Below are 26,806 nucleotides of genomic sequence, written 5' to 3' on the forward strand. Positions count from 1 at the left end.
TCAGACGTCAGTCAATCAAGGGCGCCAGCGTTCGAGCGCTTGCTTGATGCCGCCGGTCAGGGTGCCCAGCAATTGGGCCGGCGTCGTGCCCATCCAGCGGGCCACATCATCTTCCACATCCCAGCGCAGATTTTTCATCAACCAGGATGCCGCCTCCGCCAAGGCTGCGTCCCCTTCGATGTTGACCTCGGGGCGTTCGCCCTTGAGGGCGCGGGCGGCCATGGTCAGTGGATCTTTGAGTTGAATGGTGAGCGTCAAATGCGCTGTCGTCGACTCACCCGTGGGCGCCTCGGGGTTGACCCTGGATTCGTCGCGCTCGAACAGTCCTGCTGGGGTGATCTGAAAGCGGATGGACGGCGGCATGGGCATCAGGCTGTCCATCGCGGCACCCACATAACTGGGCAACTTGATGGGGGCCTCCTTGGACCAGCGAATGTCAATGATGCGCCCGGCAAACGGGCGGAGTTTGCCCTGTGCCACCGGTTCGCTCGACACGATGTGGTTGAGAAGCAAGGTCAGACGATCCAGCGCCGCTGGCGCGATCCAGGAGAGGGGGGAGAGTGCCATGGGCCGATTGTAGGGCTCCGAACTGACTGCGCGGAAACCCTCGAATCGACGGGATGCGATCAGCAAACTGTCACGCTTTTTGCGCCACAATGGCTAGAGTAAATCCAGACGATCAGGGACCATACCCAGCTTGGGTGAGGTCGTCAAATTGAATCGTCCGCACCGTCCATTCACTTACTGCAATGATTTCCGAGCCCCTATATAAGGGGCTCTGGCGTACATGTTCAATAACCGAAATTACAACCGGACGTTTTTCAATGCCCCGCAGTCGGTGACATCGTTCGTCGCGGCTTTCATGGAGCCCGTCATCACCGTCGTGTCCCTGCTGATCTGCATGGCCTATTTTGATGAGCCCGTGCTGCGGGCCTCGATGGCGCTGTGCCTGCTGGTGTTCGCGTTGACCTTTCCAGGGCGGAATCGCTTCAATGACTCACGACTCGAAGCGGGCGTTGACATCATGTCGTCCTGGGTGGCCATGCTGGTCATCTTGTGGCTTTGTGGCTATGCCACCAACAGCCTGATGTTTTTCGAGGCCAACGTCATGGTGGCCTGGGCGGTGCTGACCCCGTTGCTGCAGTGGGTGGCGGTCCTGATCGGCAAGGCCATCATCAAGCGGCGGGCGACCCGTCCGGGGGCGCGCCGGCGTGCGATTGTGGTCGGCGCGGGGCCGTTGGGGGGCAAGGTGGCCCGTGCGCTGCAAAGCAACCCAGATCAGGGCACCGAGTTCGTCGGCTACTTTGACGATCGAACCGACAGCCGGGTTTTGCCTGAAGCTGTGAGCATGAGGCTGGGCGGCTTGCGCGATGTGGCCAACTATGTGTATGCCCACAGCATTCATGAGGTGTATATCACCCTGCCGCTGGGTTCTCAGCCGCGTATTGTCGAGTTGCTCGAAGCCGTTCAAGGCACGACCGCATCCTTGTATTTTGTGCCCGATGTATTTGGTATCAGCATCATTCAAGGCCGCTTGCAGGATATGAACGGCGTCCCGGTCGTGGGTATTTGCGAGACACCGTTTACCGGCACCAACGAATTGATCAAGCGGGTGTCCGACATCATTTTGGCCAGCATCATCCTGGTATTGATTTCCCCCATATTGCTGGCCGTGGCCATCGGCGTGAAAATGAGCTCGCCGGGTCCGATCATTTTCAGGCAGAAGCGCAACGGCCTGGATGGTGAGGAAATCATTGTCTACAAGTTCCGTTCGATGCGAACGCAGGACAACGGGGCGGTGGTCAAGCAAGCGACCAAGGGCGATTCCCGCATCACACCTTTTGGGGCCTTCATTCGCAAGACCTCGCTGGACGAACTGCCGCAGTTCATCAACGTTCTTCAAGGGCGCATGAGCATCGTCGGGCCCCGCCCGCATGCAGTGGCCCACAACGAAGAATACCGTCGCTTGATCAAGGCTTACATGGTGCGCCACAAGGTGCGTCCCGGTATCACGGGGTGGGCTCAGGTCAATGGCTATCGGGGAGAAACGGAAACCATTGACAAGATGCAGGCACGTGTCGAGTACGACCTGGAGTACCTGCGCAACTGGTCTTTGGGTCTGGATCTTCAGATCATCATTCGTACGATCCGCCTGATGGTGTTTGATCGCAACGCGTACTGACGTAGAGGTGCATGTGACTCATCGTATGAACAGGAATTCCATTGGTCTGGTGGCCGCAGCCTTGGCCTCGCTTGCCGCAACGGGGGCGCATGCCGAGCCCTTGTCTCTGACGGCTTCCCACACCTGGACGCACGATTCGAATCTGGCCCGAACACAGAACCCGATCAGCGACACGGTCAATGTCACTGCATTGCAGTTGGGGCTGGACAAGCAATATGGCCGCCAGACGTACACCGGTTCGGCCAAGGTGTCTGCCGTGCGTTACAGCAAATACGGCGATCTGCTCAACAACGATGCCAAAGACGTTGATCTGGGTTTCAGTTCCGACCTGATGTCGAACTGGCGTGTGCTATTGAATGGTTCCTATGGTGAGAACCTGAACCAGTTCGAGAACAACAAGGTGACAGACCACCTGGTCAAAAACACCCGGACCAACAAGAATGCGTTCGGTCAGTTGATCTATGGCGTGTCGGGCATTTGGGCGTTGGTTGGTTCGGTGGGTAAGGCGACCCTGGGCTACTCCGTGCCCGAGTACCAGTATCTGAATTACCGGCAGGATCAACAAGGGCTCAAGGCGGTTTACTACAGCACCGACATGCTCAATTACAGCCTGGGCCTGCGTCATGTGAACTCTCAGTTCACACAGTCGGGCGAGGAAATTGACGAAAACAATCTGGACCTGGCCACCAGTTGGACCGTCAGTGGGCTGAGCCAGTTGAACGCCACGGTGAGTTGGACTGAAAGCAAGCGTCGTGTCCAGGCCGACCGACGTTTCAATGGTCTGACCGGTAACCTGAATTGGAACTACACCCCGCGTGGTGCCGTGAGTTACGGCGTGACCGCCTATCGCACCTCCAACTCGGATCAATACAGTACCAATTACCTGTCGTTCGATCCCTCCATCGGCCTCACGCGCAACACGGCTCAGCTCGCCTTCAACAACCGGGTGACGGCACTGAACTTGTATGCCAAGTGGCTGGTTTCCGCCAAGATGTCCTTGACTGCCTCGACCAGCTGGAATCGCTACAACGTCGAGAACGACCTGATCAACAACAAGATCAACGACACGAGCCATTTCCGTCGCTACGGGCTTGTGGCTACCTATGCGCCCGAGCGCTGGTTGAAGCTGTCTGCTGGCCTGAACAAGTACTCGCAGACCAAGGACGCCACTCGTAATCCGTATTCTGGACATTCGGTTGACGTCTCGGCCGCGTTCATCCTTGATTAAGCCAATCGAACTGTTTTCCTATGGCCTGTATTCTGTTGACCGGGGCAACCGGCTACATCGCTTCTCATACATGGTTGGCGCTGAAAGATGCCGGCTATGACGTCATCGGGGTGGACAGCTATGTGAATAGCTCGCCGATCGTGTTGAATCGCTTGCGTGAAATTGGCGGATTTGAGCCGCAGTTTGTGCAGGGCGATGTACGCGATGCGAGCGCTCTGGATCGGTGTTTTGAGCTCGGGAAACAATTCGGCGGCGTGCGCGCGGTCATTCATTTTGCGGCGCTGAAAGCCGTGGGTGAGTCCGTCGAGCGTCCATTGGACTACTTTGAAAACAACATCGGAGGCTTGCTGTCGGTCTGTCAGGCCATGAAGCGCCACGGGGTGTATGACGTGGTGTTCAGTTCGTCGGCCACGGTGTATGGCAAACCGGAATCTTTGCCGATCACCGAAAACGCGCCTTTGCGAGCAACCAATCCTTATGGTCAGACCAAGCTGATGGGCGAAGAAATGCTGCGCGAGTTGGAGCGCTGTGATGCTCGTTGGCACGTGGCCTATCTACGGTATTTCAACCCGGTGGGTGCCCATGCCAGTGGTCGCATTGGTGAAGATCCCAGAGGGGTGCCCAACAACCTGATGCCCTACGTGGCTCAGGTGGCGGTGGGCAAGCGTGAACACCTGAACGTGTTTGGCAACGACTATGACACGCCCGATGGCACGGGAGTGCGCGACTACATCCACGTGTGTGATTTGGCTGAGGGGCACGTGGCGGCGTTGCGCTATCTGGCCGACAAGGGGCAGTCGCTGACCGTCAACCTGGGAACCGGGCAAGGCTACAGCGTGCTTGATCTCGCGCGTGCTTATGGCCAGGCCTGTGGCCGCGAAATTCCGGTGGTGTTTGCGCCGCGACGTCCAGGTGATGTCGATGCCTGCTACGCCGATCCGACTCATGCGTTCAACGCGATGGGGTGGAAGGCGCGCAGGGGGCTGAATGACATGTGTGTGGACTCCTGGCGCTGGCAGTCCACCAACCCGAATGGTTTTGAGGGCTGAGGGCTCAGGGGGCTCTGGCGTTTTAATTTGACAGAGAAGTGAACAACATGACGCACAACATTCTTCCCGTCATCATGGCTGGCGGTTCAGGGACCCGCCTGTGGCCGCTGTCGCGTGCCCTGTATCCGAAGCAATTCCTGGTGCTTCAGGGCAACCAGAGCCTGTTCCAGCAAGCCCATTTGCGCCTTCAGGCGCTGGGTGCTGACGACATCGCGGTGTCGCAGCCTTGCGTGGTTGGCAACGAAGAGCATCGTTTCCTGGTGTTGGACCAGTTGCGTGAAGTGAAGGGTGTCCCTTCTTCGCTGGTGCTCGAACCTGCGGGGCGCAATACCGCGCCAGCGGTGACTTTGGCGGCTTTGCAAGCCATCGAGAATGGTGAAGACCCGATCCTGGTGGTGACGCCTGCGGACCAGACCGTGACGAATGAAGCCGCATACGTGGCTGCGCTGCAAACGGCCATCCGTGCCGCAGCAGGTGGTGACATTGTGATTCTGGGCATCACCCCCGATCGCCCCGAAACCGGTTTTGGCTATATCCGTTCGGGTGAGGCCGATGCCCAGGGCGCACGTCCCGTGCAAGCCTTTGTGGAAAAACCCAATCTGGAAACAGCCAAGTCGTACCTGGCCCAAGGCGGCTACTACTGGAACAGCGGCATGTTCGTGATGAGGGCCTCGCGTTGGCTGGCTGCTTTGGGGCAGTTCCGCGCCGACATTGCTGAGGCCACGCGCAAGTCATGGGACGTGCGTGCCAAGGACGATGTATTCGTGCGCCCAGGCAAGGCCGAGTTCGTGGCCGTGCCGTCTGAATCGGTGGACTATGCTGTGATGGAACAATGCCCTGCGAAGCCCGAGAGCGGTTTCGTGGTGCGGATGGTGCCGCTGGATGCGGGGTGGTCCGATCTCGGGGCTTGGGATGCCGTCTGGCAGGTCAGCGAGCACGATGCCAAGGGCAATGCGGTGCATGGCGATGTGTTGATGCAAGACACGCAAAACACCCTGGTCCACGCCACCAGCCGCTTGGTGAGCACTGTGGGGCTGGACAACATCGTCGTGGTGGAAACGCCCGATGCGGTGTTGGTGGCCGACCGCAGCCGCAGCCAGGACGTGAAGAAGATCGTCGAGAAGCTGGGCAGCCAGTCGCGCTCCGAAGGCACCTTGCACCGCCGCGTGCACCGCCCTTGGGGGTGGTACGACTCGATCGATGCTGGCCCACGCTTCCAGGTTAAGCGCATCATGGTCAAGCCCAAGGCGTCCTTGAGCCTGCAGATGCACCATCACCGCGCCGAGCACTGGATTGTGGTGAGTGGTACCGCCGAGGTCACCAACGGCGATAAGGTTTTGCTGCTGTCGGAAAACCAGTCGACCTACATTCCGTTGGGTACGGTTCACCGCTTGGTGAACCCAGGCACGATTCCGTTGGAAATCATCGAAGTGCAGTCGGGTAGCTACCTGGGTGAAGACGACATCGTTCGCTTCCAGGACAACTACGGTCGTTCGGCTTGATGTTTCGGTGATCGACCTGACTAAAAAAAGCCACCCGAGGGTGGCTTTTTTGTGAGCGAGGTCAGGGGTTCAAGCCCAGCAGCGAATGAGATCGATGGGGGTGTCGGCGATCACGTCGGCTTCCCACACACGGATGTCGGTGCCGTGGCCCAGATAGCCCCAGGCCGCAGCCGCGCTTGGCATGTGGGCCGCTTTGGCAGCTTGAATGTCGCGCAGGTCGTCACCCACATACAGGGTCGCAGCGGGCGACACGCCCAGTTGCTCGCAAGCCGTGAGCAAAGGCAATGGGTGCGGTTTGGCATGCGCCGTGGTGTCCCCGCTGATGATGACGCCCGCGCGCGATGCCAGCCCCAGGCCGGCCATGACGGGCAGCGTGAAGCGATGCGGCTTGTTGGTGACCACGCCCCATTTGAGTCCGCGAGACTCGATGTCTTGCAAGACCGCTTCCATGCCCTCAAAGAGACACGTGGTTTCTGCCAGGCAGCCCATGTAGGCGTCGAGGAAGCCCAGGCGGTAAGACTCGTAGTCAGGGTGATCGGGGTGGATGTCCATGCCTGCTGCCAGCAAGCCTCTTGCGCCTGCCGAGGCCCAGGGGCGCAGCAATTCAAGCGGTTGTGGTGCCAGGCCTTGCTGTGCACGCAGTTGGTTCAGCGCACCGGCGAGGTCGCCTGCGGTGTCGGCTAAGGTGCCGTCCAGATCGAACAGAACAGCCTGCGGGGGCTGAGCCCATGTGAGGGTGGGTTTCATGTGCTCTGGGGTTTGCGGCAGGCCAGCAGGTAGTTGACGCTGGTGTCACCCGAGAGCCAGTAGCGGCGGGTGATTGGGTTGTATTCCATGCCTTTGAACTGACCCATGTCGAGGCCCGCTTCGCGGCACCAGCGGGCCAGTTCGGCCGGCTGGATGAAGCGTGCGAATTCGTGGGTGCCTTTGGGCAGCATCTTGAGCAGGTATTCGGCGCCCAAGATGGCGAACAGGTAGGCCTTTGGGTTGCGGTTGATGGTGGAGAAAAACACCCATCCGCCAGGCTTGGCCATGTCGGTACAGGCCTTCACGACCGAAGCCGGGTCGGGCACGTGTTCGAGCATTTCCATGCAGGTGACCACATCGAACTGGCCAGGCTGTTCTGCGGCCAAGTTTTCGGCGGACACGGAGCGGTAGTCTAGGTTGGCGACGCCTGCTTCCATGGCGTGCAATTGGGCCACCTTCAAGGGGCGCTCGGACAGATCAATGCCCAGCACATCGGCGCCACGTCGGGCCATCGATTCGGCCAGAATGCCGCCGCCACAGCCGACATCGACCACGCGCTTGCCGCGAATGGCGCTGAGCTGGTCGATCCAGTCAAGCCGCAGGGGGTTGATTTCGTGCAGTGGGCGGAATTCGCTTTCCGGATCCCACCACTTGTGGGCCAGGTCACCAAATTTCGCGAGCTCTTGGGGGTCGGCATTCGTCATCATGGGTGTGATGCTACCCAAACCCAGGCGCACTTCACGAGGCATGGACAATTTCCTCGCATTTTTTTGATCTGGTTTGGGGCGGGCGGAGGGCTGCCTTGTGCCACAGTCACTGTTTGAACTCTATCCCCGTCCATTCTGAAACATGAGCACCCTGATCGTTTACGGCATTCCGAACTGCAACACCGTCAAGAAGGCCCGGACCTGGCTCGAGGAACAGGGGCTGAGCTACACCTTTCACGACTACAAGAAGCAGGGTGTGCCGGCCGATCGGCTGAACGACTGGATTGAGCAAGTGGGCTGGGAGCTGCTGGTGAATCGCCAGGGGACCACCTGGCGTCAACTTGATGAGGCGACCAAGGCTGGTGTGGTGGACAAGGCCTCGGCGTGTGTCCTGATGCTGGACAAAGCCAGTGTGATCAAGCGTCCTGTGGTGGAGCTTGAGGGCAAGGTGTTGTCGGTGGGGTTTGACGACAAGCGGATGAGCGAGCTGGCGTCGAAGCTGGCGGGTTGAACGTGGGCGAACAAGGTGGTCAGTCGGTGACCGACCACCCCGTTTCGATCAGCTTACTGGCCTTGGCAAAGGCGCAGGTCTTTGGCTGACCGAATCTGGCCAGTCAGACAGCGCGCATAGCCGGGCTCTGTGGCCAGTTCATGTAGCGTGCGGGCTGCCACGGCGGTGTCGGCGAAATCCGAGAACACGCCGTCAATGCCCAATTGGTAGAACTGCAGATACTCGTTGACGGGGTTGCCTGCGTAGTCGCCGGCCAATCGACGGGCTTCGTTGCGGAAGGTCCAGGTGTGAACCAGCAGGCCAGCTTGGTGGGCCCGGTCAATCAGGTCGCCAGCTTCTGCCAGTTTCAACTGGGCTTCACCGGGGCCGGTGCCATCCGGGTTGGCTTCTGTGGACACGATGTAGCGCTTCCAGGGGCCAATGCCATCGGCGTAGCTGGCGACTTCTTTGAGCCCGTCATCGGTGGTCAGGTAGCCAAAGGTGCGGGCCAACAGTTCGGGTTGGCCGGACGCGGTCCAGTCATAAGGGCGATCGTAGGGCGCAGTGAAATCGAGGCTGCCATCGGCGTTCACGTCGTTGGCGTCGATCAGCTGAATCAGTCGGACCGAAGTCTGCTTGCGCAGGGCCTTGAGGTTGGCTTGCTCGAACGATTGAATGAACACGGGAGCCTGACGGTGGTTCCACCCAGCGCGTGTCAGGGCTTGCAGCAAACGGGGCTCCAGAGGCAGGCCCAGTTTCTGGTGATACGTGGGATGCTTGGTTTCCGGATAGATGCCGATCGTGCGGCCCTTCTCGATCGACTTACGCTTGGCCAGTGCAATCACTTCGTCCAGGGTCGGGATCTGGAACTGACCGTCGAACTGATGCGGGCGTTCGGCAAAGGCCTGCTTGGCGCGCAGCGTCTTGATTTCAGCCAGCGTGAAGTCGCTGACGAAGAAGCCTTCTTCCAGGGCGCCATCGACCATGGCCTTGCGGCGGCGTGAGGCGAACTCGGGGTGGTTAGCCACATCGGTGGTGTTGACGATGTTGGGCTCGTGGCGAGCAATCAGGACCCCATCCTTGGTGATGACCAGATCAGGCTCAATGAAGTCGGCACCCAGTTCAATCGCCAGCGCGTAGCTTTCGAGCGTGTGCTCTGGCAAATAGCCAGGCGCACCTCGGTGCCCAATGACGAGCGGACGTTGTCCGGCTTGCATGTGTTCGCGCCCTTCGGTGGCGCGGCCCTCGTGGGCATAGGCGGGGCCATTCATCAACAGGGCGGCGGCAGAGATCGCCAGCAGGGTGCGGATGCTGGAGGGAAGGTGGAAATGAATGCGGGAATGCATGGTGTGTCTCCTCGGTGCAGGTTTCACTTCCAACCTTAGGCAGTGCGCATGACCCCCACGTGACCCCGATGGGGGGGCGTCACAGTCCGTTTGGCGCGGGCACAATGACAGCCTGTTGATTCAAGCAAGGAACCGATCCGTGGCGCAAAGTGCGTCTGCCAGTGCAGCGAAGAACCAGACCGACAAGCGATCCGTGCCGCAAAAGGCCATGGACAAGCTCGGGCTGGTGCGCGACATCGACCTGGCTTTGCATTTGCCATTGCGTTATGAAGACGAGACGCGCCTGACGCTGTTGCGCGATGCCCGTGATGGGCAGACCGTTCAGGTCGAGGGGGTGGTGCGCGACAACCGCATTGAAATGCGTGGGCGGCGCCAGTTGATTGTCAAGCTGGACGACGGCACAGGCGAGGTGCTGCTGCGGTTTTTGAACTTCTACGGGTCACAGCAAAAGAGCTGGGCCCCGGGCGTGCGCTTGCGCGTGCGTGGCGAGTTGCGCCTTGGGTTTTTTGGCCGCGAGATGGTGCACCCCACGGTGAAGGTGGTGCGCGATGACACGCCTTTGGCCGAAGCCCTTACGCCCGTTTACCCGACCAGCGCGGGCCTGCCGCAGGCCTACTTGCGCAAGGCGGTGGCTGCAGGATTGGCTCGTGCACCGTTGGATGACATCATTCCGGCCCATTTGTTGCCGGCGCGTTGGCCCAGTCTGCGTGAGGCTTTGCACTTTTTGCACCATCCTAGCCCGGAGGTGTCGGTGGCGGCGTTGGAGGACCACAGCCACCCGGCTTGGCAGCGCTTGAAATTCGAAGAGCTGCTGGCCCAGCAGATGTCGCAACTGCAGGCGCGCATGGAGCGGGCGGCCCTCAAGGCCCCCGTGTTGCAGACGCGGCCGCAGGGCCTGCACGAGCGGCTGCTGGGGGTTCTGCCGTTTGCCTTGACGGCTGCCCAGCAGCGTGTGTGCACGGAAATTGCCGAAGACCTGGCCCGACCTCAGCCCATGCACCGCTTGCTGCAGGGCGACGTCGGTTCGGGTAAAACGGTGGTGGCGGCCATTGCCGCCGCGATTGCCATGGATGCCGGCTGGCAGTGTGCCTTGATGGCCCCCACAGAAATCCTGGCTGAACAACATTTCCGCAAACTGGTGGGGTGGCTGGAGCCCTTGGGCGTGAAGGTGGCCTGGTTGACCGGCAGCCTCAAAGCCAAGACCAAGCGCGAACAACTGGCCCTGGTAGCCAGTGGCGAGGCGCAGTTGGTGGTGGGCACCCATGCGGTCATTCAAGACCAGGTCGAGTTTGCCCGTCTGGGCCTGGCCCTGATTGACGAGCAACACCGTTTTGGCGTGGCACAACGCCTGCAACTGCGCCGCAAGCTGGAGTCAGCCGAGCTGGAACCCCATCTGCTGATGATGAGCGCCACGCCCATTCCTCGCACCCTGGCCATGACCTATCTGGCAGACCTCGAAGTCAGCACGATTGACGAGCTCCCTCCCGGGCGCACACCCATCGTCACCAAGGTGTTTGCCGACACCCGGCGCCCTGAGGTGATCGAACGCATTCGCGACGAAGTGGCCAAGGGCAGTCAGGTGTACTGGGTGTGCCCGCTGATCGATGAGACGGAAGAGTCGGACCAGGCGGCCGATGAAAAGGCCGGACGTGCCAGCAACAAGCGCCCGCCACTGGACCTGAGTAACGTGACCCAGACCCACCAGGAACTGAGCGAAGCCCTGCAAGGTTTTGGCGTGGGCCTGCTGCATGGCCGCTTGCCAGCCGCCGAAAAGGCCGACGTCATGGCCCGGTTTTCTTCGGGCGAGTTGTCGGTGCTGGTGGCCACCACCGTGATCGAAGTGGGGGTGGACGTGCCCAACGCCAGCCTGATGGTCATCGAGCACGCCGAGCGTTTTGGCCTCAGCCAGCTGCACCAGTTGCGCGGCCGGGTGGGGCGCGGGGCGGTGGCCAGTGTGTGTGTGCTCTTGTATGCCTCACCCTTGTCAGATACGGGTAAATCGCGCTTGAAGGCCATGGCCGAGACCAACGACGGCTTCGAAATTGCACGGCGCGATCTCGATATCCGAGGCCCGGGCGAATTCATGGGGTCAAGGCAGTCGGGCGCGGCCTTGCTGCGTTTTGCCGATTTGGTGGAAGACCAGGCGATGGTCGCACGTGCTCGTGCGGCCGCTGAGCAAATGCTTTCGCAGTATCCTCAGGCCGCACAGCGGCACATTGCGCGCTGGCTGGGCAACAAATCGGAATACCTGAAGGCTTGAAGCTCGGCGCGGCAGGCTTGCAGGCACAATGGCTTCATCATGACGCTGACTGAACTTCGATACATCGTGGCCGTGGCTCGGGAAAAGCACTTCGGGCGTGCGGCAGAGGCTTGTTTCGTTTCGCAGCCGACGCTGTCGGTCGCTGTCAAGAAGCTGGAAGACGAACTGGATGTGAAGCTGTTCGAGCGTGGCAGCTCGGAAATCACGGTCACGCCGCTGGGTGAAGACATCATCCGCCAGGCCCAGTCTGTCCTGGAGCAGGCTCAGGCCATCAAGGAAATCGCCAAGCGCGGCAAGGACCCACTGGCCGGGCCTTTGCGCCTGGGGGTCATCTACACCATTGGCCCCTATTTGCTGCCCGATCTGGTCCGTCAGGCCATCGATCACGTGCCGCAAATGCCGCTGATGCTGCAGGAAAACTTCACCGCCAAGCTGCTCGACATGCTCCGTGCAGGTGAATTGGATTGCGCCATCATGGCTGAGCCCTTCATGGATGCCGGCCTGGCCATGGCCCCCTTGTACGAGGAGCCCTTCATGGTGGCTGTGCCCCGCACGCATCACCTGGCCAGTCGTGACAAGGTCAGCGCCGAAGAGCTCAAGAAGGAAACCATGCTGCTGCTGGGGGCCGGGCATTGCTTCCGCGACCATGTTCTTGAGGTGTGCCCTGAATACGCTCGCTTCTCGAGTGATGCCGAAGGCATTCGCAAGAGCTTTGAAGGTTCGTCGCTCGAGACCATCAAGTACATGGTGGCCGCAGGCATGGGGGTGACTGTGGTGCCGCAATTGTCGGTGCCGGCCGAGCCCAATCAGCACATCGCCTACATTCCCTTTGAAGACCCGGTGCCCACACGGCGCGTGGTGCTGGCATGGCGCCGCAGTTTCACTCGCTACGAGGCCATTGCGGCTCTGCGCAATGCCATTTACGCCTGCCCATTGACAGGGGTGACGCGCTTGTCGGCTTAAGCGGGCTCAGCTGGCCTGCGCGGGGGCCTCGAAGCAGTCGACCACCGTGAAGTACAGCGAGGCGTAGAACGCGCCTGCCACCCACATACCCAGGATCACTGCCAGCACTTCGGTCACGGCGGGAACGGGAATGAGGGCCGCCAGAGCCCGAATGACCAGGCCCAAGGCTGTGGCCACGCCCAGCCAGCCCAGGCCATACACGGCAAAGGCGGTCAGGTTGCGCCAACTGGCCACGGCGCTGAAAAACAGGGCCTTGGCCACGGGAATGCGGCCCCACATGACCAGAGCGGGCGTGTGCCAGAACACCAGAGCCACCGGCAGGGTCAGTACCCAGCGCCAGAACAGATCGGCCTGCACCAACGGGTCGCTGATCAGGTCGACCACATCTTTGGCTTGCGCGTTGGCGTCTTGCAGGGCTTGCACACCAGGGCCGACCCAGTCGGCCACCGTCATGGCCAGGAACATGGCGCCGATGTAGGCGGCACCCAGTTGTAGCCATTCTTTGCGCGGGGCATCGGCCACACGAGCCGGTTCAATCAAGACTGCGGGGGTGATGCGTTGGCCGGTGAGCACACGACGCGTGGCCAGCATGAAGCCCATCCAGATCATGGGCATGGCCCCCATGACCAGCAGCGGCCCGATCAAGGGCAAGACCATCAGCAGCAGCGCGCCACTGGTGAGCATGCCCATCAAGCCCAGGTAGCCGACCGATTGCTGCCAGCAGGCCATCAGACCATGTCGCAGCCACACAAACCCTTGGCGGGCAGGCACCAGGCGTAGCTTCATGATGTCAGGCGCTCCGCTTGTACTGCCAGGGTTGCTGGCGACGCAAGGTGAGCACGCGCTCGAAGTGCGTCGGGTCATGAGGCTGCAGCATGGCTGCGTCGCGCGGCAGGTAGAAGTCCCACAGGCGCGAGGTCCAGAAGCGCAGCGCGGCGCCCCGCAGCAAGGCAGGCATCAAGGCCAGTTCGGCGTCGGTCAGGCGGCGCTCGGCATCGTAGGCGGCCACAAAGGCTTGAGCACGCGCCTCGTCTAGCGCACCCGTGGCCAGATCAATACACCAGTCGTTCAGACACACAGCAATGTCAAACCCGAAGGTGTCGCAGCCTGCGAAATAGAAGTCGAAGAAGCCCGACAACTGAGCGCCGTCGAACATCACGTTGTCGCGGAACAGGTCGGCGTGAATGGGGCCGCGAGGCAAGCTCTGGTAAGCCGACGACGTGGCCAGCTCTTGCTGGAAAGCCAGTTCGGATTCGATCAGGGCCTTTTGCTCGGCATTCAGGTGCGGGGTGACCACGGGAACGGTGTCCACCCACCAGGACAGGCCACGCAAATTGGGCTGCTGGGCTGCATAGTCCTGACCAGCCAGATGCATCTTGGCCAGCATGGCTCCCACCTGAGCGCAGTCGGGTGCTTGCGGGGCCAACTGGTTGCGGCCCTTGAGGAGGGTCACCACCGCTGCGGGCTTGCCTTTGAGTGTGTGCAGAATTTCACCTTGTGCATTGGCCTGGGGGGCCGGCACTGGAATGCCCTTGACCGCCAGGTGCCGCATCAGGTTCAAGTAGAAGGGCAGTTGCTCGAAGCTCAGGCGCTCGAACAGGGTCAGCACATAGTCACCCCGGTCGGTGCTCACGAAATAGTTGGTGTTTTCAATACCGGAGGTGGACCCACGCATCGATTGCAGGGTGCCCAGCCCCAAATCGGCCAGCAATCCGGAGGCTTCTTGAGGGGTGACTTCGGTGAAAACGGCCATGGGGTGACTCGGGCTGGGGTGAACAAAAACAGGGCAAGCCCGCGATTGTAAAAGTCTGGCCGGCCCCTGGGCTGGGCTGGGCCTACTTTTTGGCAATTGTTTCCGTTTCGCCGGGGCCTCAGCATGGCCTCACGCATGGCCTCACAATGGCGGCCATGAACGCAATGGCTCCTTCCTCTCCGTCTCCTGATTCCCTGCCCATCTTGTTGCTGGTGGATGGCTCCAGCTACCTGTATCGGGCCTTTCACGCCATGCCCGACCTGCGCGGGCCACAGGGCGAAGCCACCGGCGCCATTCATGGCGTGGTGAACATGCTGGGGTGGTTGCGAGATCACATTCAGGCCGAGCACGCGGTGTGCGTGTTCGATGCCAAGGGGCCCACCTTCCGTGATGAGTGGTACCCCGCCTACAAGGCTCATCGTCCGCCCATGCCCGATGACCTGCGTTCGCAGATTGAACCCATCCATGAGGTGGTCAAGCTGCTGGGGTGGCCCGTGCTGGAGGTGCCGGGCATCGAGGCCGACGATGCGATTGGAACCTTGGCCCGGGTGGCTGCGGCTTCGGGGCACCGTGTGGTCATTTCCACCGGCGACAAGGATCTGGCGCAATTGGTGACGCCTCAGGTTTCTCTGATCAACACCATGGCCAAGCCGCCCGAGGTGCTGGACATCGGCGGGGTGCAGGCCAAATTTGGCGTGCCGCCTGAGCTCATCATTGACTACCTGACCCTGATTGGCGATACGGTGGACAACGTGCCCGGGGTGGAGAAAGTCGGCCCCAAGACGGCCGTGAAGTGGTTGCTCGAACACGGTTCGCTCGATGGCGTGATCGCGGCCGCTGATTCATTCAAAGGCGTGACCGGTGAGAACCTGCGCAAGGCGCTGGACTGGCTGCCACAAGGCCGCCGCCTCATCACCGTCAAACAAGACTGCGATCTGGCGGGGCATGTGCCCAATTGGCCTGAGCTGGACGCCCTGGCCTTGAAGGCGCCTGACCTGCACGGACTGCTGAGCTTCTACACCCGCTTTGGTTTCCGCACGGCCAAGGCTGAGGTGGAGCGCCAGTTGGGGGGCGGGGCAGTGACCGTCAGCGCGGCGTTGCCTCAGACGAAGGCTGCGACCGGCGGTACACCGGATCTGTTTTCTCAAGAAGATCCGCCCGAAACAGGCGGCGCGGCAGTCGCTTCGGCCCTGGTGGAAGCCCAGTACGACACCGTGCTGGACTGGGCCCAGTTCGATGCCTGGCTGGCTCGCATTCAAGCGGCCCCGCTGGTGGCGTTCGATACCGAAACCGATTCGCTTGACCCCATGCAGGCCCGCATTGTGGGCATGAGTTTTTCCGACCGGGTGGGCGCGGCTTGCTATCTGCCCTTGCGCCATGAAGGGCCCGATGCCCCCACGCAGTTGCCGTTGGATGAGGTGCTGGCCCGTTTGAAGCCTTGGCTGGAAGATGCTTCGCGGCCCAAGGTGGGGCAGAACATCAAGTACGACACCCATGTGTTGGCCAACCATGGCATTCAGATGCGCGGCTATGCCCACGACACCATGTTGCAAAGCTATGTGCTGGAGGCCCATCGCCCCCACAGCTTGAGCAGCCTGGCACAGCGCCATGTGGGCCGCAGCGGCCTGAACTATGAAGACGTGGCAGGCAAGGGCGCCCAGCAAATTCCATTTGCCCAGGTGGCCGTGCCTGTGGCCACGCAATACGCCAGCGAAGACAGTGATTTGACCCTGCATGTGCACGAAACCCTGTGGCCGCAACTGGAAGCTGAGCCCAAGCTGCGTGACATTTATGAGCGTTTCGAATTGCCCACCTCGCGGGTGTTGCAGCGCATCGAGCGCAACGGGGTGCTGATCGACAAGGCCTTGTTGCAACAGCAAAGCCATGAACTGGGTCAGCGCATCATGCAGCTGGAGCAGGAAGCGTATGAACTGGCTGGCCAGCCTTTCAACCTGGGGTCACCCAAGCAGTTGGGCGAAATTTTGTTCGTCAAGCAAGGCTTGCCGATTGTGAAGAAGACGGCAACCGGTGCGCCTTCGACGAATGAAGAGGTACTGGAAAAGCTGGCGGAAGACTACCCCTTGCCGGCGCGCATTCTGGAATACCGCAGCATGGCCAAGCTCAAGTCCACCTACACGGACAAGCTGCCGTTGATGATCAACGCTGAAACGGGCCGGGTGCACACCAACTATGCTCAGGCTGTGGCGGTGACGGGGCGCCTGTCGAGCAACGACCCGAATTTGCAGAACATTCCGGTGCGCACGGCCGAGGGGCGCCGCATTCGCGAGGCCTTCATTGCGCCGCCGGGCTATGTCATTGTGTCAGCTGACTACTCGCAGATCGAATTGCGCATCATGGCGCACATCTCGCAAGACGAGAACCTGCTGCGGGCCTTTGCCGAAGGGGTGGACGTGCACCGCGCCACGGCCAGCGAGGTGTTCGGGGTGCCGGTCGATGAGGTCGCCAGCGAGCAGCGCCGCTATGCCAAGGTCATCAATTTCGGTTTGATTTACGGCATGAGCGCCCATGGCCTGGCCAAGAACCTGGGTATCGAGCGCAGCGCCGCCTCCGCCTACATCGACCGCTATTTCCAGCGCTTTGCCGGCGTCAAACGGTACATGGACGACACCCGTACCATGGCCAAGGCGCAGGGCTATGTGGAAACCGTGTTCGGGCGCCGCTTGTGGCTGCCTGAAATCAACAGTGGCAATGGTCCGCTGCGTGCCGCGGCCGAGCGAGCGGCCATCAACGCTCCGATGCAGGGCACCGCAGCCGATTTGATCAAGCTGGCCATGGTGGCTGTGCAGGATGCGCTGGATGCGCAGGGCAAGCGTTCACGCATCATCATGCAGGTGCATGACGAACTGGTTCTCGAGGTGCTCGATGACGAAGTCGAGTGGGTGCGCGTGGAGTTGCCTCGCCTGATGGCCTCAGTGGCGCAGTTGCGTGTGCCTTTGCTGGCCGAAGTCGGGGTGGGGCCGAACTGGGAGGCTGCGCACTGAGCGGTTCACATTCCGCCCAAGCACAGATACTTGAGCTGCAGGTATTCCTCGATCCCGTGCCGCGAGCCTTCGCGGCCGATGCCTGACTCCTTCACCCCGCCGAAGGGCGCCATCTCGTTGGAGATCAGGCCCTCGTTGATGCCGACCATGCCGTACTCCAGTTGTTCAGCCACCCGCCACACGCGACCGATGTCGCGGGCATAGAAGTAGGCGGCCAGGCCCGAGCGGGTGTCGTTGGCCAACTGCACGGCTTCGTCGTCGGTGTGGAAGCGAAAGATGGGGGCCACGGGGCCAAAGATCTCTTCCTGCGCCAGGCGCATCTGAGGCGTGACGTGGGTCAGCACCGTGGGCGCGTAAAAATGCCCTCCCAAAGCGTGCCGGGTGCCTCCTAGCGCGACCTGTGCGCCCAGGCGAATGGCGTCTTGCACCAGCGCGTCTACTTTGTCGACTGCGGCGGCATTGATGAGGGGGCCCAGTTGCGTGTCGGGAGCCAGGCCGTGTCCCACTTTCAGCGCGGCCACTGCTGCCACCAGTTTGGCGGTGAAAGCGTCATACACCTTGTCATGCACCAGCAGGCGGTTCGCGCATACACAGGTCTGGCCGGCATTTCGGTACTTCGAGGCCAGGGCGCCTCGCACTGCTGCATCCAGATCGGCATCGTCAAACACGATGAAGGGGGCATTGCCGCCCAACTCCAGCGACAGGCGTTTGACCGTGGCGGCGCACTGCGCCATCAACTGTTTGCCCACCGCCGTCGAGCCGGTGAAAGACAGCTTGCGTACAGTGGGGCTGGCCGTGAGCACCTGTCCCACCAACGCCGGCCGCGCTGTGGTGACCACATTCAGCACGCCCGCAGGGATGCCGGCGCGATGCGCCAGTTCGGCCAAAGCCAGCGCGCACAAGGGCGTGGCTTCAGCGGGTTTGACCACGATGGTGCACCCGGCCGCCAGCGCGGGGGCTACCTTCCGCGTGATCATGGCAATCGGGAAGTTCCACGGCGTGATGGCAGCCACCACCCCGATGCCCTGGCGAATCACGACCAACCGTTTGTCGGGACTGGGGGCGGGAATTACCTCGCCAGCCACGCGCTTGCCCTCTTCGGCAAACCATTCAATGAAAGAGGCCCCGTAGTTCACCTCGCCACGCGCCTCGGCCAGCGGTTTGCCTTGCTCCAAGGTCATGAGGCGGGCCAGGTCTTCCCGATGGGTGTGAATCAGGTCGAACCAACGTCTGAGCAGGGTGGCGCGGTCTTGCGCTGTGCGTTGGCGCCAAGCCGCTAGGGCGGCTTCGGCTGCGGCAATGGCACGTGTCGTTTCGGCGGCGCCCATGTCGGGCACCTCGGCCAGCAAGTCGCCATCGGCCGGGTTGTGCACCGGGTGGGTGGCGCCGTTGTCGGCGGGCACCCATGCCCCGTCAATGTAGGCCTGGGTTTGCAGCAGGCGGGGGTCTTGCAAGGCGATCATGGTGAAGCGAGGCAAATGGCCAATCAAGGCCCGAGTAAAACGGGCGCCAAGGTGACGCTAGGGCATCGTACTCCTGTCAGATTCGGACACGGCGATGCGTCAGGGCAACGCCAGATGCCCGCATTTACCCTTGGTCTGAGCTGTCATGCTTTTGTCAAACTTCTGACATGAGTGCCGTCATACACTGAATTCAGTATTGCCCGTTGTATTTGTTGTTCCAGAAGGTCCCTCTGTGCCAGGAGTTCCACGTTTGAAATTGCTCAGCCGCGAACAGGCCATCCTCGAGTTCAATCGCCGCGTGCTCGCACAGGCCCAACGTGAAGACGTCCCTCTGCTGGAGCGCCTGCGCTACATCTGCATCCTGTCGTCCAACCTCGACGAGTTTTTCGAGGTTCGCTATGCCGATATTCTGGAAGCGTCCAAAACCCGTGGTACCGGTATCGGCGCCCAGTACCTGGCCGATGTGGCCAAGGAATCGCACCAACTGGTGGAAGACCAGTACCGCGTGTTCAACGACGAATTGGGCCCCCAGCTGCGGGCGGCGGGCATCGTCATCCTCAATCATGAAGAGCGCAATAACCTGCAGCGCGAATGGGTAGCGGGTTTCTTCCAGAAGCAGGTGCAACCCCTGTTGGTGCCCATCGGGCTGGACCCTTCCCACCCCTTCCCGCAGGTCGCCAACAAGACGCTGAACTTCATTGTGCGTCTGGGCGGTCGCGATGCCTTTGGTCGCGATAACGACATCGCCATCGTGCGCATTCCTCGTGTGTTGCCTCGCGTCATTCGCCTGCCAGACGAGGTCAGTGAGGGGCAGCAAGCCTTTGTGCTCTTGTCCAGCGTGATTCGCGCCCACCTGCACGAACTCTTCCCTGGTCGCGAGATCAAGGCGTTTTCGCAGTTCCGCCTCACCCGAGATTCCGACATCGAGGTCGATGAAGACGATGTGACCGACCTGCGTCTGGCCTTGCGCTCCAAAATGAGCACCCGCCAGTTCGGTCAGGCCATTCGCCTGGAAGTGGTGCGCAGCTGTCCGAAAGACCTGTCTGATTTCCTGCTTGAGCAGTTCGACCTGTCTCGCCACGCCCTGTTCCATGTGAATGGCCCGGTCAATCTGGTTCGCTTGTCGCAACTGGTGGACCAGGCCGAGGGCGATCACCTGCGCTTCGCCCCTTACCAGCCCAGCTGGCCCGAGGGCCTGCCGCAGCACGGCGGCATGTTCGACCACTTGCGCCGCAGCGACGTCATGCTGCACCACCCCTTCGAGTCGTTTGACGCTGTGGTGCAGTTCCTGCGCGAGGCGGTGTACGACCCCAATGTGCTGGCCATCAAGCAAACCATTTACCGCACTGGCAGCGAGTCGGTGTTGATGGATTTGCTGCTGGAGGCCGTGCGCCGGGGCAAGGAAGTGCTGGCTGTGGTGGAGCTGAAAGCCCGGTTCGACGAAGAGGCCAACATCAACTGGGCGGAACGCCTGGAGGCGCTGGGTGCCCAGGTGGTGTACGGCATCGTGGGTTTGAAAACCCACGCCAAGATGATGCTGGTGACCCGCCGTGAAGGTGGTCGTCTGCGCCGTTATGCCCACCTGTCCACCGGCAACTACAACCCCAAAACGGCCAAGCTCTACACCGATGTCGGTTACCTGACCAGCAACCCCGACATCACGGCCGACGTGGACAACCTGTTCACCCAGTTGTCCAGCATGACCCAGCTGAAGGCGGCTCGCCAGTTGCTGCTGGCTCCCTTCAATTTGCAAAAAGCCCTGATTCGTCAGATGGCCCGGGTGGCAGACGCGGCTCGCGAGGGCAAGCCTGCGCGCATCGTCGTCAAGGTCAATGCCCTGACCGACGAACCGCTCATTCGCGCCTTGATTGATGCCGGCCAGGCAGGGGTGGAAATCGACCTCATCGTGCGGGGCGCCTGCGTGTTGCCGCCCGGCGTAGCGGGGCTGACCGATCGCATCCGTGTGCGCTCGGTGGTGGGGCGGATGTTGGAGCACACCCGCGTCATTTACTTCCGCTGGGGCGAACACGAGCACGACGAGGCCCTGTACCTGTCGAGCGCCGACTGGATGAACCGCAACATGACGCGGCGCATCGAACTGGCTTGGCCCGTGCGCGATGCCGCCTTGCGTCAGCGGGTGATCGACGAATGCCTGATCCCCTACCTGATGGACGGGCGGGACGCCTGGGTGCAAGACAGCGAAGGGTTCTACAACCGTGTGGGCACCGAAGGGCACAGCGCTCAGCAGGCGTTGATGGCGCGTTACCGGGCGCCGCTTTAAGGCGTGCTAGAGCCCGATGGCGCTGAAATGGGAGAGGGGACAAAGTGGATCTGATCTTGTGGCGCCACGCGCAGGCCGAAGACCTGCCTCTGACAGACGAGCAGGCGCAAGCGCTGGCCCAGGGGCAGGACCTCACCGTGCGGATCGATCCCGTTCGCGATCTGGCGCGCAGCCTCACCCCGAAGGGGCACAAGCAAGCTGAGCGCATGGCCGCCTGGCTGAATCAGCGCTTGCCTGAGTCGACCCGGGTGCTGGTCAGCCCCGCACAACGCACGCAGCAAACCGCCCTGGCCCTGGGGCGTTCGTTCAAAACGGTCAAAGCGTTGAACCCGGCGGCTTCGGTGGATGACTTGCTCAAAGCCGCCCGCTGGCCTCAGGGCAAAGAGCCGGTGTTGATTGTGGGGCACCAACCCACCCTGGGCGTTGCTGCTGCACGCTTGTTGACGGGCCATGATCTGGTCTGGTCGGTCAAGAAAGGGGCCGTGTGGTGGTTGCGCCTGCGCGAGCGTCATGGTGAACAACAAGTGACCCTGCAAACGGTGCAGTCGCCCGACTGGCTCTGATCCGGCTCGTAAAGCCGCGATAATCGAGCCTGATGAATGCCTCTGCCAACGCCGAGTCGGGGAACTCTGCCCCTTCGTTTCAGCTCCATGTCCGGGTGTACTGGGAAGACACCGACGCCGGCGGCATTGTGTTTTACGCCAACTACCTGAAGTTCATGGAGCGGGCGCGGACCGAATGGTTGCGCACGCTGGGCTATGGCCAGGAAACGTCTCGGCAGTCGGGGGGCGGCATGTTTGTCGTCAGCGAAACCCAGGTGCGCTATGTGCGGCCGGCGCGGCTTGACGACTGGCTGACCGTGACCGTGCAGGTGGCGGAAGCGGGCAGGGCATCCATGGTGTTTGATCAGAAAGTGCTGCGGGGCGACCAGGTCTTGACCGAAGGTCGCATCCGCATAGGTTGGGTGCAACCGGGGGCTGAAGGCTTCAGGCCCGGACGCATTCCGGCTGACATGCTGGCCGTGCTGACCGGGGCGGCCGGCATCCATCACAATTGACTTTGGAGGTTGATTTTCATGAACCAGGATTTGTCCATCATCGCGTTGGTGATGCATGCCAGCTTGGTGGTGCAATTGGTGATGGCGTTGCTGCTGACGGTATCGCTGGCCAGCTGGACCGTGATCTTCGGCAAATTCATTGGCTTGCGCCGTGTGCGCACTGACAACGAAGAGTTCGACCAGGAATTCTGGGCGGGCCGAACCTTGCAGGAGCTCTACCAGGACGCGCAACGCGGCGAAGGCCCGGTGTCCCCTCAAGAGCGCATCTTCGCCGCCGGCATGCGCGAGTTCATGAAGCTGCGTGAGCGCCGCGTCAACGACGTGGCCGCCTTGCTTGACGGGTCGCGTCGTGCCATGCGCGCCAGCTATCAGCGTGAAATGGACATGATCGAAGCCAAGCTCGACTTCCTGGGCTCGGTGGGCTCCGTATCCCCTTACATCGGTCTGTTTGGCACGGTCTGGGGCATCATGCACGCCTTCACGGGCCTGTCGAACCTGCAGCAGGTTACCCTCGCCACGGTGGCCCCTGGCATTGCCGAAGCCCTGGTGGCCACGGCCATTGGCCTGTTCGCTGCAATTCCCGCCGTGCTGGCTTACAACCGCTTCTCACGCGACATTGATCGCATTGCCATCCAGATGGAGTCTTTCGTCGAAGAGTTCTCCAACATCCTGGCGCGCAATGCCACCCCGGCCGAACCCGGCCGTGCCAACGTGGGGCAGTGATCGTGGCGGAACCATTCGGCCTGGGCGGCCGTCGCCGCCGAACCAAGAGCGAAATCAACATGGTGCCGTTCATCGACGTCATGCTGGTGTTGCTCATCATTTTCATGGTCAGTGCGCCTTTGCTGCCCACAGGGATGGTCGACCTGCCCACCATGGGCAAGGCCCAGAAGGCACCTGAAAAAGTGGTCGAGATCGTGGTGGAAGACGAAGATCGGGTGAAGTTGCGCGTCAACAGTCGCGATGCCGGCATGGTGATGCTGCCCGATCTGGCCACCAAGGTGAAAGAGGTGCAAGACAGTGCGGAAGGTGGCATGGCCGCGGTGCCGGTCATCATTTCTGCGCGCAAAGACGTGCGCTACGAGGCCGTGGTCAAGATCATGGACACCCTGCAACGCGCTGGCATTGGCCGCGTGGGCCTGTCGGTGCGCACCACAGGCGGTTGACCATGTCGGGAGCGATGGTGCTGGCTGATTCAACTCGGTTCCGTCCGCAAGACGCCGGAGGCTGGAAGCCTGGCCTGGCGATGGCTTTGTTCGCCCACCTGTTGCTGGTGGGGGCTTTGGCCTTGGGCGTGCACTGGAAGATCCAGCCACCGCCCCCGGTCGAAGCAGAAATGTGGACCGAGGTGCCCAAGGTTCAGGAAGGCAATCCACAGCCCGAGCCGCCACCACCGCCGCCACCTCAGCCCGCTGAGGTGACTCCACCGCCCAAACCCGTCCCTCCCGCCGAGCCCGCGGTTGAAAAGCCCCTGGAGAAGCCGGCCGACATGGCCATGGTGCCAGTCAAGCCCAAGGCCAAGGCGGAAAAGGAAGCCAAGAAGCCTGCCAAGAAGGAACCCAAAGAGGTCTTCCTGCCCGATCCGCCCAAGAAGGTGCCCCCCAAGGCGGCTGAAAAGCCACCTGTGAAAGCCCCTGCCAAGCCAGAGTCGGTGAAGCCCGATCCGAAAGCGGAAGCCAAGGCCAAGGCGGAAGAGGCGCGCGCCAAGGCTGCTGAAGCGGCCAAGGCCAAGGCCGAAGCCGAAAAACTGGCTGCGCAACGCCGCGCCAACCTGGATCGGCTGATGCGCAACCTGGCGCAAGACCAGATTGCCTCCGCAGGGTTGAGCGACAGCTACATCGGCCGTCTGCGAGCCCGTATCAAGGCCAACATCGTGTTCCCCCGCGATGGGGTGGCGGGTAACCCAGCTGCATTGGTCAAGGTGGAGTGCAACTCGGAAGGTCGCATCACCCGCAGCACCATCATTGCCGCTTCCGGCAACGAACAGTGGGATCAGGCCGTGCTGCGCGCCCTGGAACGCACCCAGGTGCTGCCACAAGACGAGCACAAGCGCGTGCCTTGTCCGTTCGAGTTCAATTTCCGCCCGCAGGACTTCTAACAAGCCTGACTTTCGGCCTCTGATGGCCGGATTGTGAACGCCTGCTTTTCATAAGATGGCACAGGTTGAATAGGATACCTGTGTCATGTCTGAACCGTCTCAGCCGCCCCTGTCTTTGACAGACACCGATGTTTCGGCCCCGGACGCGGGTCTGTTCCGCTGGCCGACGCCTCCTTACGCCTGCTATCCGCAACCCGAGCCCCAGACCGACCATGAGCCCTGCGAAATCGTGGGCCTCAATGGCCGCCTCATGCGCGGACGGCTCGTGTTTTTCGTGCCAGACGAGCAGGTGGCTCAGGTGCAGGTGCCGCCGTCACGCACCACCATGCCCTTGCGCTTTGGCCAGTTCCGCTCGCTGCTGCTGACACGGCCTTTCGCCGCCTCCGTGACCTCGCCCGAGGTCGATCCGCACGCAGCGGTGCTGGATCAGCGCATGAACACGGAATACCGGGTCTGGCTCAAGGATGGGTCGCAATTGCGTGGCCACACCATGGGGCATGCCCAGATGCCCTTCGGCCTGTTCCTGTTTCCGCCGCTCGACGCCGATGGCAACGTCAATCGCCTGTTCATTCCAGCCGAAGTGATTGACCGGGTCCAGTTCGGGCCTCGCATTGGAGAGGTGCTGGTCGAGCATCAGGCGGCCACGCCAGCCCAGATCAATCTGGCCATCGACGAGCAAGCCCGCTTGCGCAATCAACGCCTGGGTGAAATTCTGCTGACGCGTCAGGTGGTCACCGCCGAGCAATTGCTGCGCGCCATTGAGCAACAAAGCTCCATGCCCATGGTGCGCATTGGCGAGGCGCTGACCGCCATGGGCATGATCACCGAAGCGCAGTTGCGCGATGCCCTGCATCAGCAAGAGCGCGACCGGGGGGTGCCACTGGGTGAATTGCTCATTCGGATGGGTTTGGTCTCGCGTGACGATTTGCAGACGGCCTTGTCGCGCAAGATGGGCTATCCGCTGGTGAACCTGGAGAAGTTCAAGCCTGAAATGGACGCCTTGCTGAAGGTGCCATTTCAGGTGGCGGCGCGTTTGCATGTTGTGCCCTTGCTGCAGCGCGACAACACCCTGATCGTGGCCTTGGAAGACCCCAGTGCTCACGCCAAACTGGCTGAAATCGAGTTCGTGACTCAGAGCAAGATCGTGCCGGTGCTGGCGCAGCACAGCCAGATCGACTGGGCCATTCGTGATCTGTACGCCAACATCGGGGCCGATGTTGGCCACCATGCCGCCAACATGAGCGCCGAGCCGCCCGCCTACGACATGGAGTCCGTCGATTCCATCCAGTTGGTGGCTGATCTGGAAGCCGATCGAGAATCGAACAACCGGGAAGAAGACCGGACGATCGAGCAAAGCGACAACTCGCTGGTGCGATTGATCAACACCATGATTGTCGAGGCCTACACCCAGGGCGTGTCAGACATCCATGTCGAATGCTACCCAGGGCGTGAGAAGGTCAAGATTCGCTTCCGCAAAGATGGGGCTCTGCTGCCCTACCTGGAGCTGCCTCACAACTATCGCAATGCGATGGTGGCGCGCTTGAAGATCATGTGCGATCTCGACATCTCCGAGCGCCGCAAGCCGCAAGACGGCAAGATCAATTTTGCTCGGTTTGTGCCCCAGTACAAGATCGAGCTGCGGGTGGCCACCATTCCGACCAACAACGGCCTGGAAGATGTGGTGATGCGGATTCTGGCCTCGGCCAAGCCCCTGCCGCTGGACAAAATCGGTTTGAACTCCCGCAACCTGACACGTCTGAAAGAGGCCATGGAACGGCCGTACGGCATGGTCTTGTGCGTGGGGCCAACCGGTTCAGGCAAGACCACCACGCTGCACTCCGCGCTCAGTTACATCAACGTGCCAGAGCGCAAGATCTGGACGGCAGAAGACCCCATCGAAATCACCCAGCCGGGGCTGCGGCAAGTGCAGGTCAACAGCAAGATCGACTGGACCTTTGCGAAGGCGTTGCGGGCGTTTCTGCGTGCTGACCCCGACGTCATCATGGTGGGGGAAATGCGCGACGAGGAAACCGCCGGCATGGGCATCGAAGCCTCGCTGACCGGTCACTTGGTCTTGTCGACCCTGCACACCAACAGCGCGCCCGAAACCGTCACGCGCCTGCTCGACATCGGCATGGACCCGTTCAATTTTGCCGATTCCTTGCTGGTGGTGCTGGCGCAGCGTCTGGTCAGGCGCTTGTGCACGGAGTGCCTGGTTTCCGAACCAGCGAGTGATGCCTACATTGAAGAGTTGCTCGCCGACTACCTCTACTGCGTGCCCCAGGGGGTACCTGAGTTGGCTCGAGAGGCGGTGCTGTCGCGGTGGGCTCAAGAGTTTGGCCAGAACGGCAAGCTCATGCTGCACCACAACAAAGGGTGTGAACGCTGTGCTCACACCGGCTTCAAAGGCCGGGCCGGCATTCATGAGCTGATGTCCATCAGCCGCGAGTTGCGCCGCATGATTCAGACCGGAGCTCGGGCGGAAGAGTTGCAGCAGCAAGCCATGCGAGAGGGCATGCGCACGCTGCGCCAGGACGGTATCGAGAAAGTCCTGGCTGGGGTGACCAGTCTGGATGAAGTGCGAGCGACAAGCAATCGATGAGGTTGTTGTACTGATGCAGCAACACGCTTGTCAAAAAAGGTGCAAGATAGAGACAAGGAAGTCGCGAATTGGGCCG

General features: G+C 61.4%; 22 protein-coding genes. 15 read left to right on the plus strand and 7 right to left on the minus strand.

The window, feature by feature from the left end; genetic code table 11:
- Positions 1–15: 15 nt before the first annotated feature.
- On the minus strand, positions 16–567 hold the full coding sequence (locus tag VFW72_RS01615) for a hypothetical protein (protein ID WP_329672512.1): 552 nt from the start codon (positions 565–567) through the stop codon (positions 16–18).
- A 220-nt stretch (positions 568–787) separates the two neighbouring features.
- Here VFW72_RS01615 and VFW72_RS01620 point away from each other — a divergent pair, with 220 nt between their 5' ends.
- The 4 genes from VFW72_RS01620 to VFW72_RS01635 are packed head-to-tail and all read left to right on the plus strand — an operon-like array spanning position 788 to position 5,961.
- Positions 788–2,182, plus strand: coding sequence for an undecaprenyl-phosphate glucose phosphotransferase (locus VFW72_RS01620; RefSeq protein ID WP_329672513.1), 1,395 nt, complete (start codon positions 788–790; stop codon positions 2,180–2,182).
- A gap of 25 nt (positions 2,183–2,207) precedes the next feature.
- A complete protein-coding gene (locus VFW72_RS01625) occupies positions 2,208–3,410 on the plus strand; it encodes a hypothetical protein (RefSeq protein ID WP_329672514.1) in 1,203 nt (400 codons plus the stop codon).
- A 20-nt stretch (positions 3,411–3,430) separates the two neighbouring features.
- Entirely contained in the window at positions 3,431–4,459 is a 1,029-nt protein-coding gene (gene galE, locus VFW72_RS01630; RefSeq protein ID WP_329672515.1) for a UDP-glucose 4-epimerase GalE, read from the plus strand.
- Positions 4,460–4,506: 47 nt separating this feature from the next.
- On the plus strand, positions 4,507–5,961 hold the full coding sequence (locus VFW72_RS01635) for a mannose-1-phosphate guanylyltransferase/mannose-6-phosphate isomerase (protein WP_329672516.1): 1,455 nt from the start codon (positions 4,507–4,509) through the stop codon (positions 5,959–5,961).
- Between the two features lie 69 nt (positions 5,962–6,030).
- Here VFW72_RS01635 and VFW72_RS01640 read toward each other — a convergent pair whose 3' ends face one another.
- Both VFW72_RS01640 and ubiG read right to left on the minus strand, forming a co-directional pair.
- Positions 6,031–6,708, minus strand: coding sequence for an HAD-IA family hydrolase (locus tag VFW72_RS01640; protein ID WP_329672517.1), 678 nt, complete (start codon positions 6,706–6,708; stop codon positions 6,031–6,033).
- A complete protein-coding gene (gene ubiG / locus VFW72_RS01645; protein ID WP_329672786.1) occupies positions 6,705–7,412 on the minus strand; it encodes a bifunctional 2-polyprenyl-6-hydroxyphenol methylase/3-demethylubiquinol 3-O-methyltransferase UbiG in 708 nt (235 codons plus the stop codon). The genes VFW72_RS01640 and ubiG overlap by 4 nt, the downstream gene beginning before the upstream one ends.
- A gap of 145 nt (positions 7,413–7,557) precedes the next feature.
- On the opposite strand from ubiG, the gene VFW72_RS01650 reads away from it, so the two are divergent.
- On the plus strand, positions 7,558–7,926 hold the full coding sequence (locus VFW72_RS01650) for an ArsC family reductase (protein WP_329672518.1): 369 nt from the start codon (positions 7,558–7,560) through the stop codon (positions 7,924–7,926).
- Positions 7,927–7,979: 53 nt separating this feature from the next.
- Here the strand turns inward: VFW72_RS01650 and VFW72_RS01655 are convergent, their stop codons facing one another.
- Positions 7,980–9,251, minus strand: a complete 1,272-nt coding sequence (locus VFW72_RS01655) for a glycerophosphodiester phosphodiesterase (RefSeq protein ID WP_329672519.1) — start codon at positions 9,249–9,251, stop codon at positions 7,980–7,982.
- A gap of 208 nt (positions 9,252–9,459) precedes the next feature.
- On the opposite strand from VFW72_RS01655, the gene recG reads away from it, so the two are divergent.
- Both recG and VFW72_RS01665 read left to right on the plus strand, forming a co-directional pair.
- A complete protein-coding gene (gene recG, locus VFW72_RS01660; protein WP_414638767.1) occupies positions 9,460–11,511 on the plus strand; it encodes an ATP-dependent DNA helicase RecG in 2,052 nt (683 codons plus the stop codon).
- A gap of 39 nt (positions 11,512–11,550) precedes the next feature.
- Positions 11,551–12,474 (plus strand): LysR substrate-binding domain-containing protein, encoded by a 924-nt coding sequence (locus tag VFW72_RS01665; RefSeq protein WP_329672521.1) that lies wholly within the window; start codon positions 11,551–11,553, stop codon positions 12,472–12,474.
- Positions 12,475–12,480: 6 nt separating this feature from the next.
- Here the strand turns inward: VFW72_RS01665 and VFW72_RS01670 are convergent, their stop codons facing one another.
- Positions 12,481–13,260: a BPSS1780 family membrane protein gene (locus VFW72_RS01670; protein WP_329672522.1), complete on the minus strand. Its 780-nt coding sequence runs from the start codon at positions 13,258–13,260 to the stop codon at positions 12,481–12,483.
- A gap of 4 nt (positions 13,261–13,264) precedes the next feature.
- Entirely contained in the window at positions 13,265–14,227 is a 963-nt protein-coding gene (locus VFW72_RS01675; protein WP_329672523.1) for a homoserine kinase, read from the minus strand.
- A gap of 155 nt (positions 14,228–14,382) precedes the next feature.
- Here VFW72_RS01675 and polA point away from each other — a divergent pair, with 155 nt between their 5' ends.
- Entirely contained in the window at positions 14,383–17,229 is a 2,847-nt protein-coding gene (gene polA, locus VFW72_RS01680) for a DNA polymerase I (protein WP_329672524.1), read from the plus strand.
- 5 nt (positions 17,230–17,234) lie between these two features.
- On the opposite strand, the gene VFW72_RS01685 is transcribed toward polA, so the two are convergent.
- A complete protein-coding gene (locus VFW72_RS01685; RefSeq protein WP_329672525.1) occupies positions 17,235–18,692 on the minus strand; it encodes an NAD-dependent succinate-semialdehyde dehydrogenase in 1,458 nt (485 codons plus the stop codon).
- A gap of 250 nt (positions 18,693–18,942) precedes the next feature.
- Here VFW72_RS01685 and ppk1 point away from each other — a divergent pair, with 250 nt between their 5' ends.
- From ppk1 to VFW72_RS01720, 7 genes are all read left to right on the plus strand, one after another.
- On the plus strand, positions 18,943–20,973 hold the full coding sequence (gene ppk1, locus VFW72_RS01690) for a polyphosphate kinase 1 (RefSeq protein ID WP_329672526.1): 2,031 nt from the start codon (positions 18,943–18,945) through the stop codon (positions 20,971–20,973).
- Positions 20,974–21,017: 44 nt separating this feature from the next.
- Positions 21,018–21,536 (plus strand): SixA phosphatase family protein, encoded by a 519-nt coding sequence (locus VFW72_RS01695; protein WP_329672527.1) that lies wholly within the window; start codon positions 21,018–21,020, stop codon positions 21,534–21,536.
- Positions 21,537–21,568: 32 nt separating this feature from the next.
- Positions 21,569–22,030, plus strand: coding sequence for a tol-pal system-associated acyl-CoA thioesterase (gene ybgC, locus VFW72_RS01700; protein WP_329672528.1), 462 nt, complete (start codon positions 21,569–21,571; stop codon positions 22,028–22,030).
- Positions 22,031–22,048: 18 nt separating this feature from the next.
- Entirely contained in the window at positions 22,049–22,753 is a 705-nt protein-coding gene (gene tolQ, locus VFW72_RS01705; RefSeq protein ID WP_329672529.1) for a protein TolQ, read from the plus strand.
- 59 nt (positions 22,754–22,812) lie between these two features.
- Positions 22,813–23,196, plus strand: a complete 384-nt coding sequence (locus VFW72_RS01710; protein WP_414638768.1) for a biopolymer transporter ExbD — start codon at positions 22,813–22,815, stop codon at positions 23,194–23,196.
- A gap of 2 nt (positions 23,197–23,198) precedes the next feature.
- Complete coding sequence (tolA, locus tag VFW72_RS01715; protein ID WP_329672531.1) at positions 23,199–24,128, plus strand: cell envelope integrity protein TolA; 930 nt, start codon at positions 23,199–23,201, stop codon at positions 24,126–24,128.
- An 85-nt stretch (positions 24,129–24,213) separates the two neighbouring features.
- Positions 24,214–26,730 (plus strand): GspE/PulE family protein, encoded by a 2,517-nt coding sequence (locus VFW72_RS01720; protein ID WP_329672532.1) that lies wholly within the window; start codon positions 24,214–24,216, stop codon positions 26,728–26,730.
- Positions 26,731–26,806 lie beyond the last annotated feature (76 nt).

Origin of the sequence: Aquabacterium sp. (assembly GCF_036273115.1) — a bacterium.
Lineage (GTDB): Bacteria > Pseudomonadota > Gammaproteobacteria > Burkholderiales > Burkholderiaceae_C > Aquabacterium.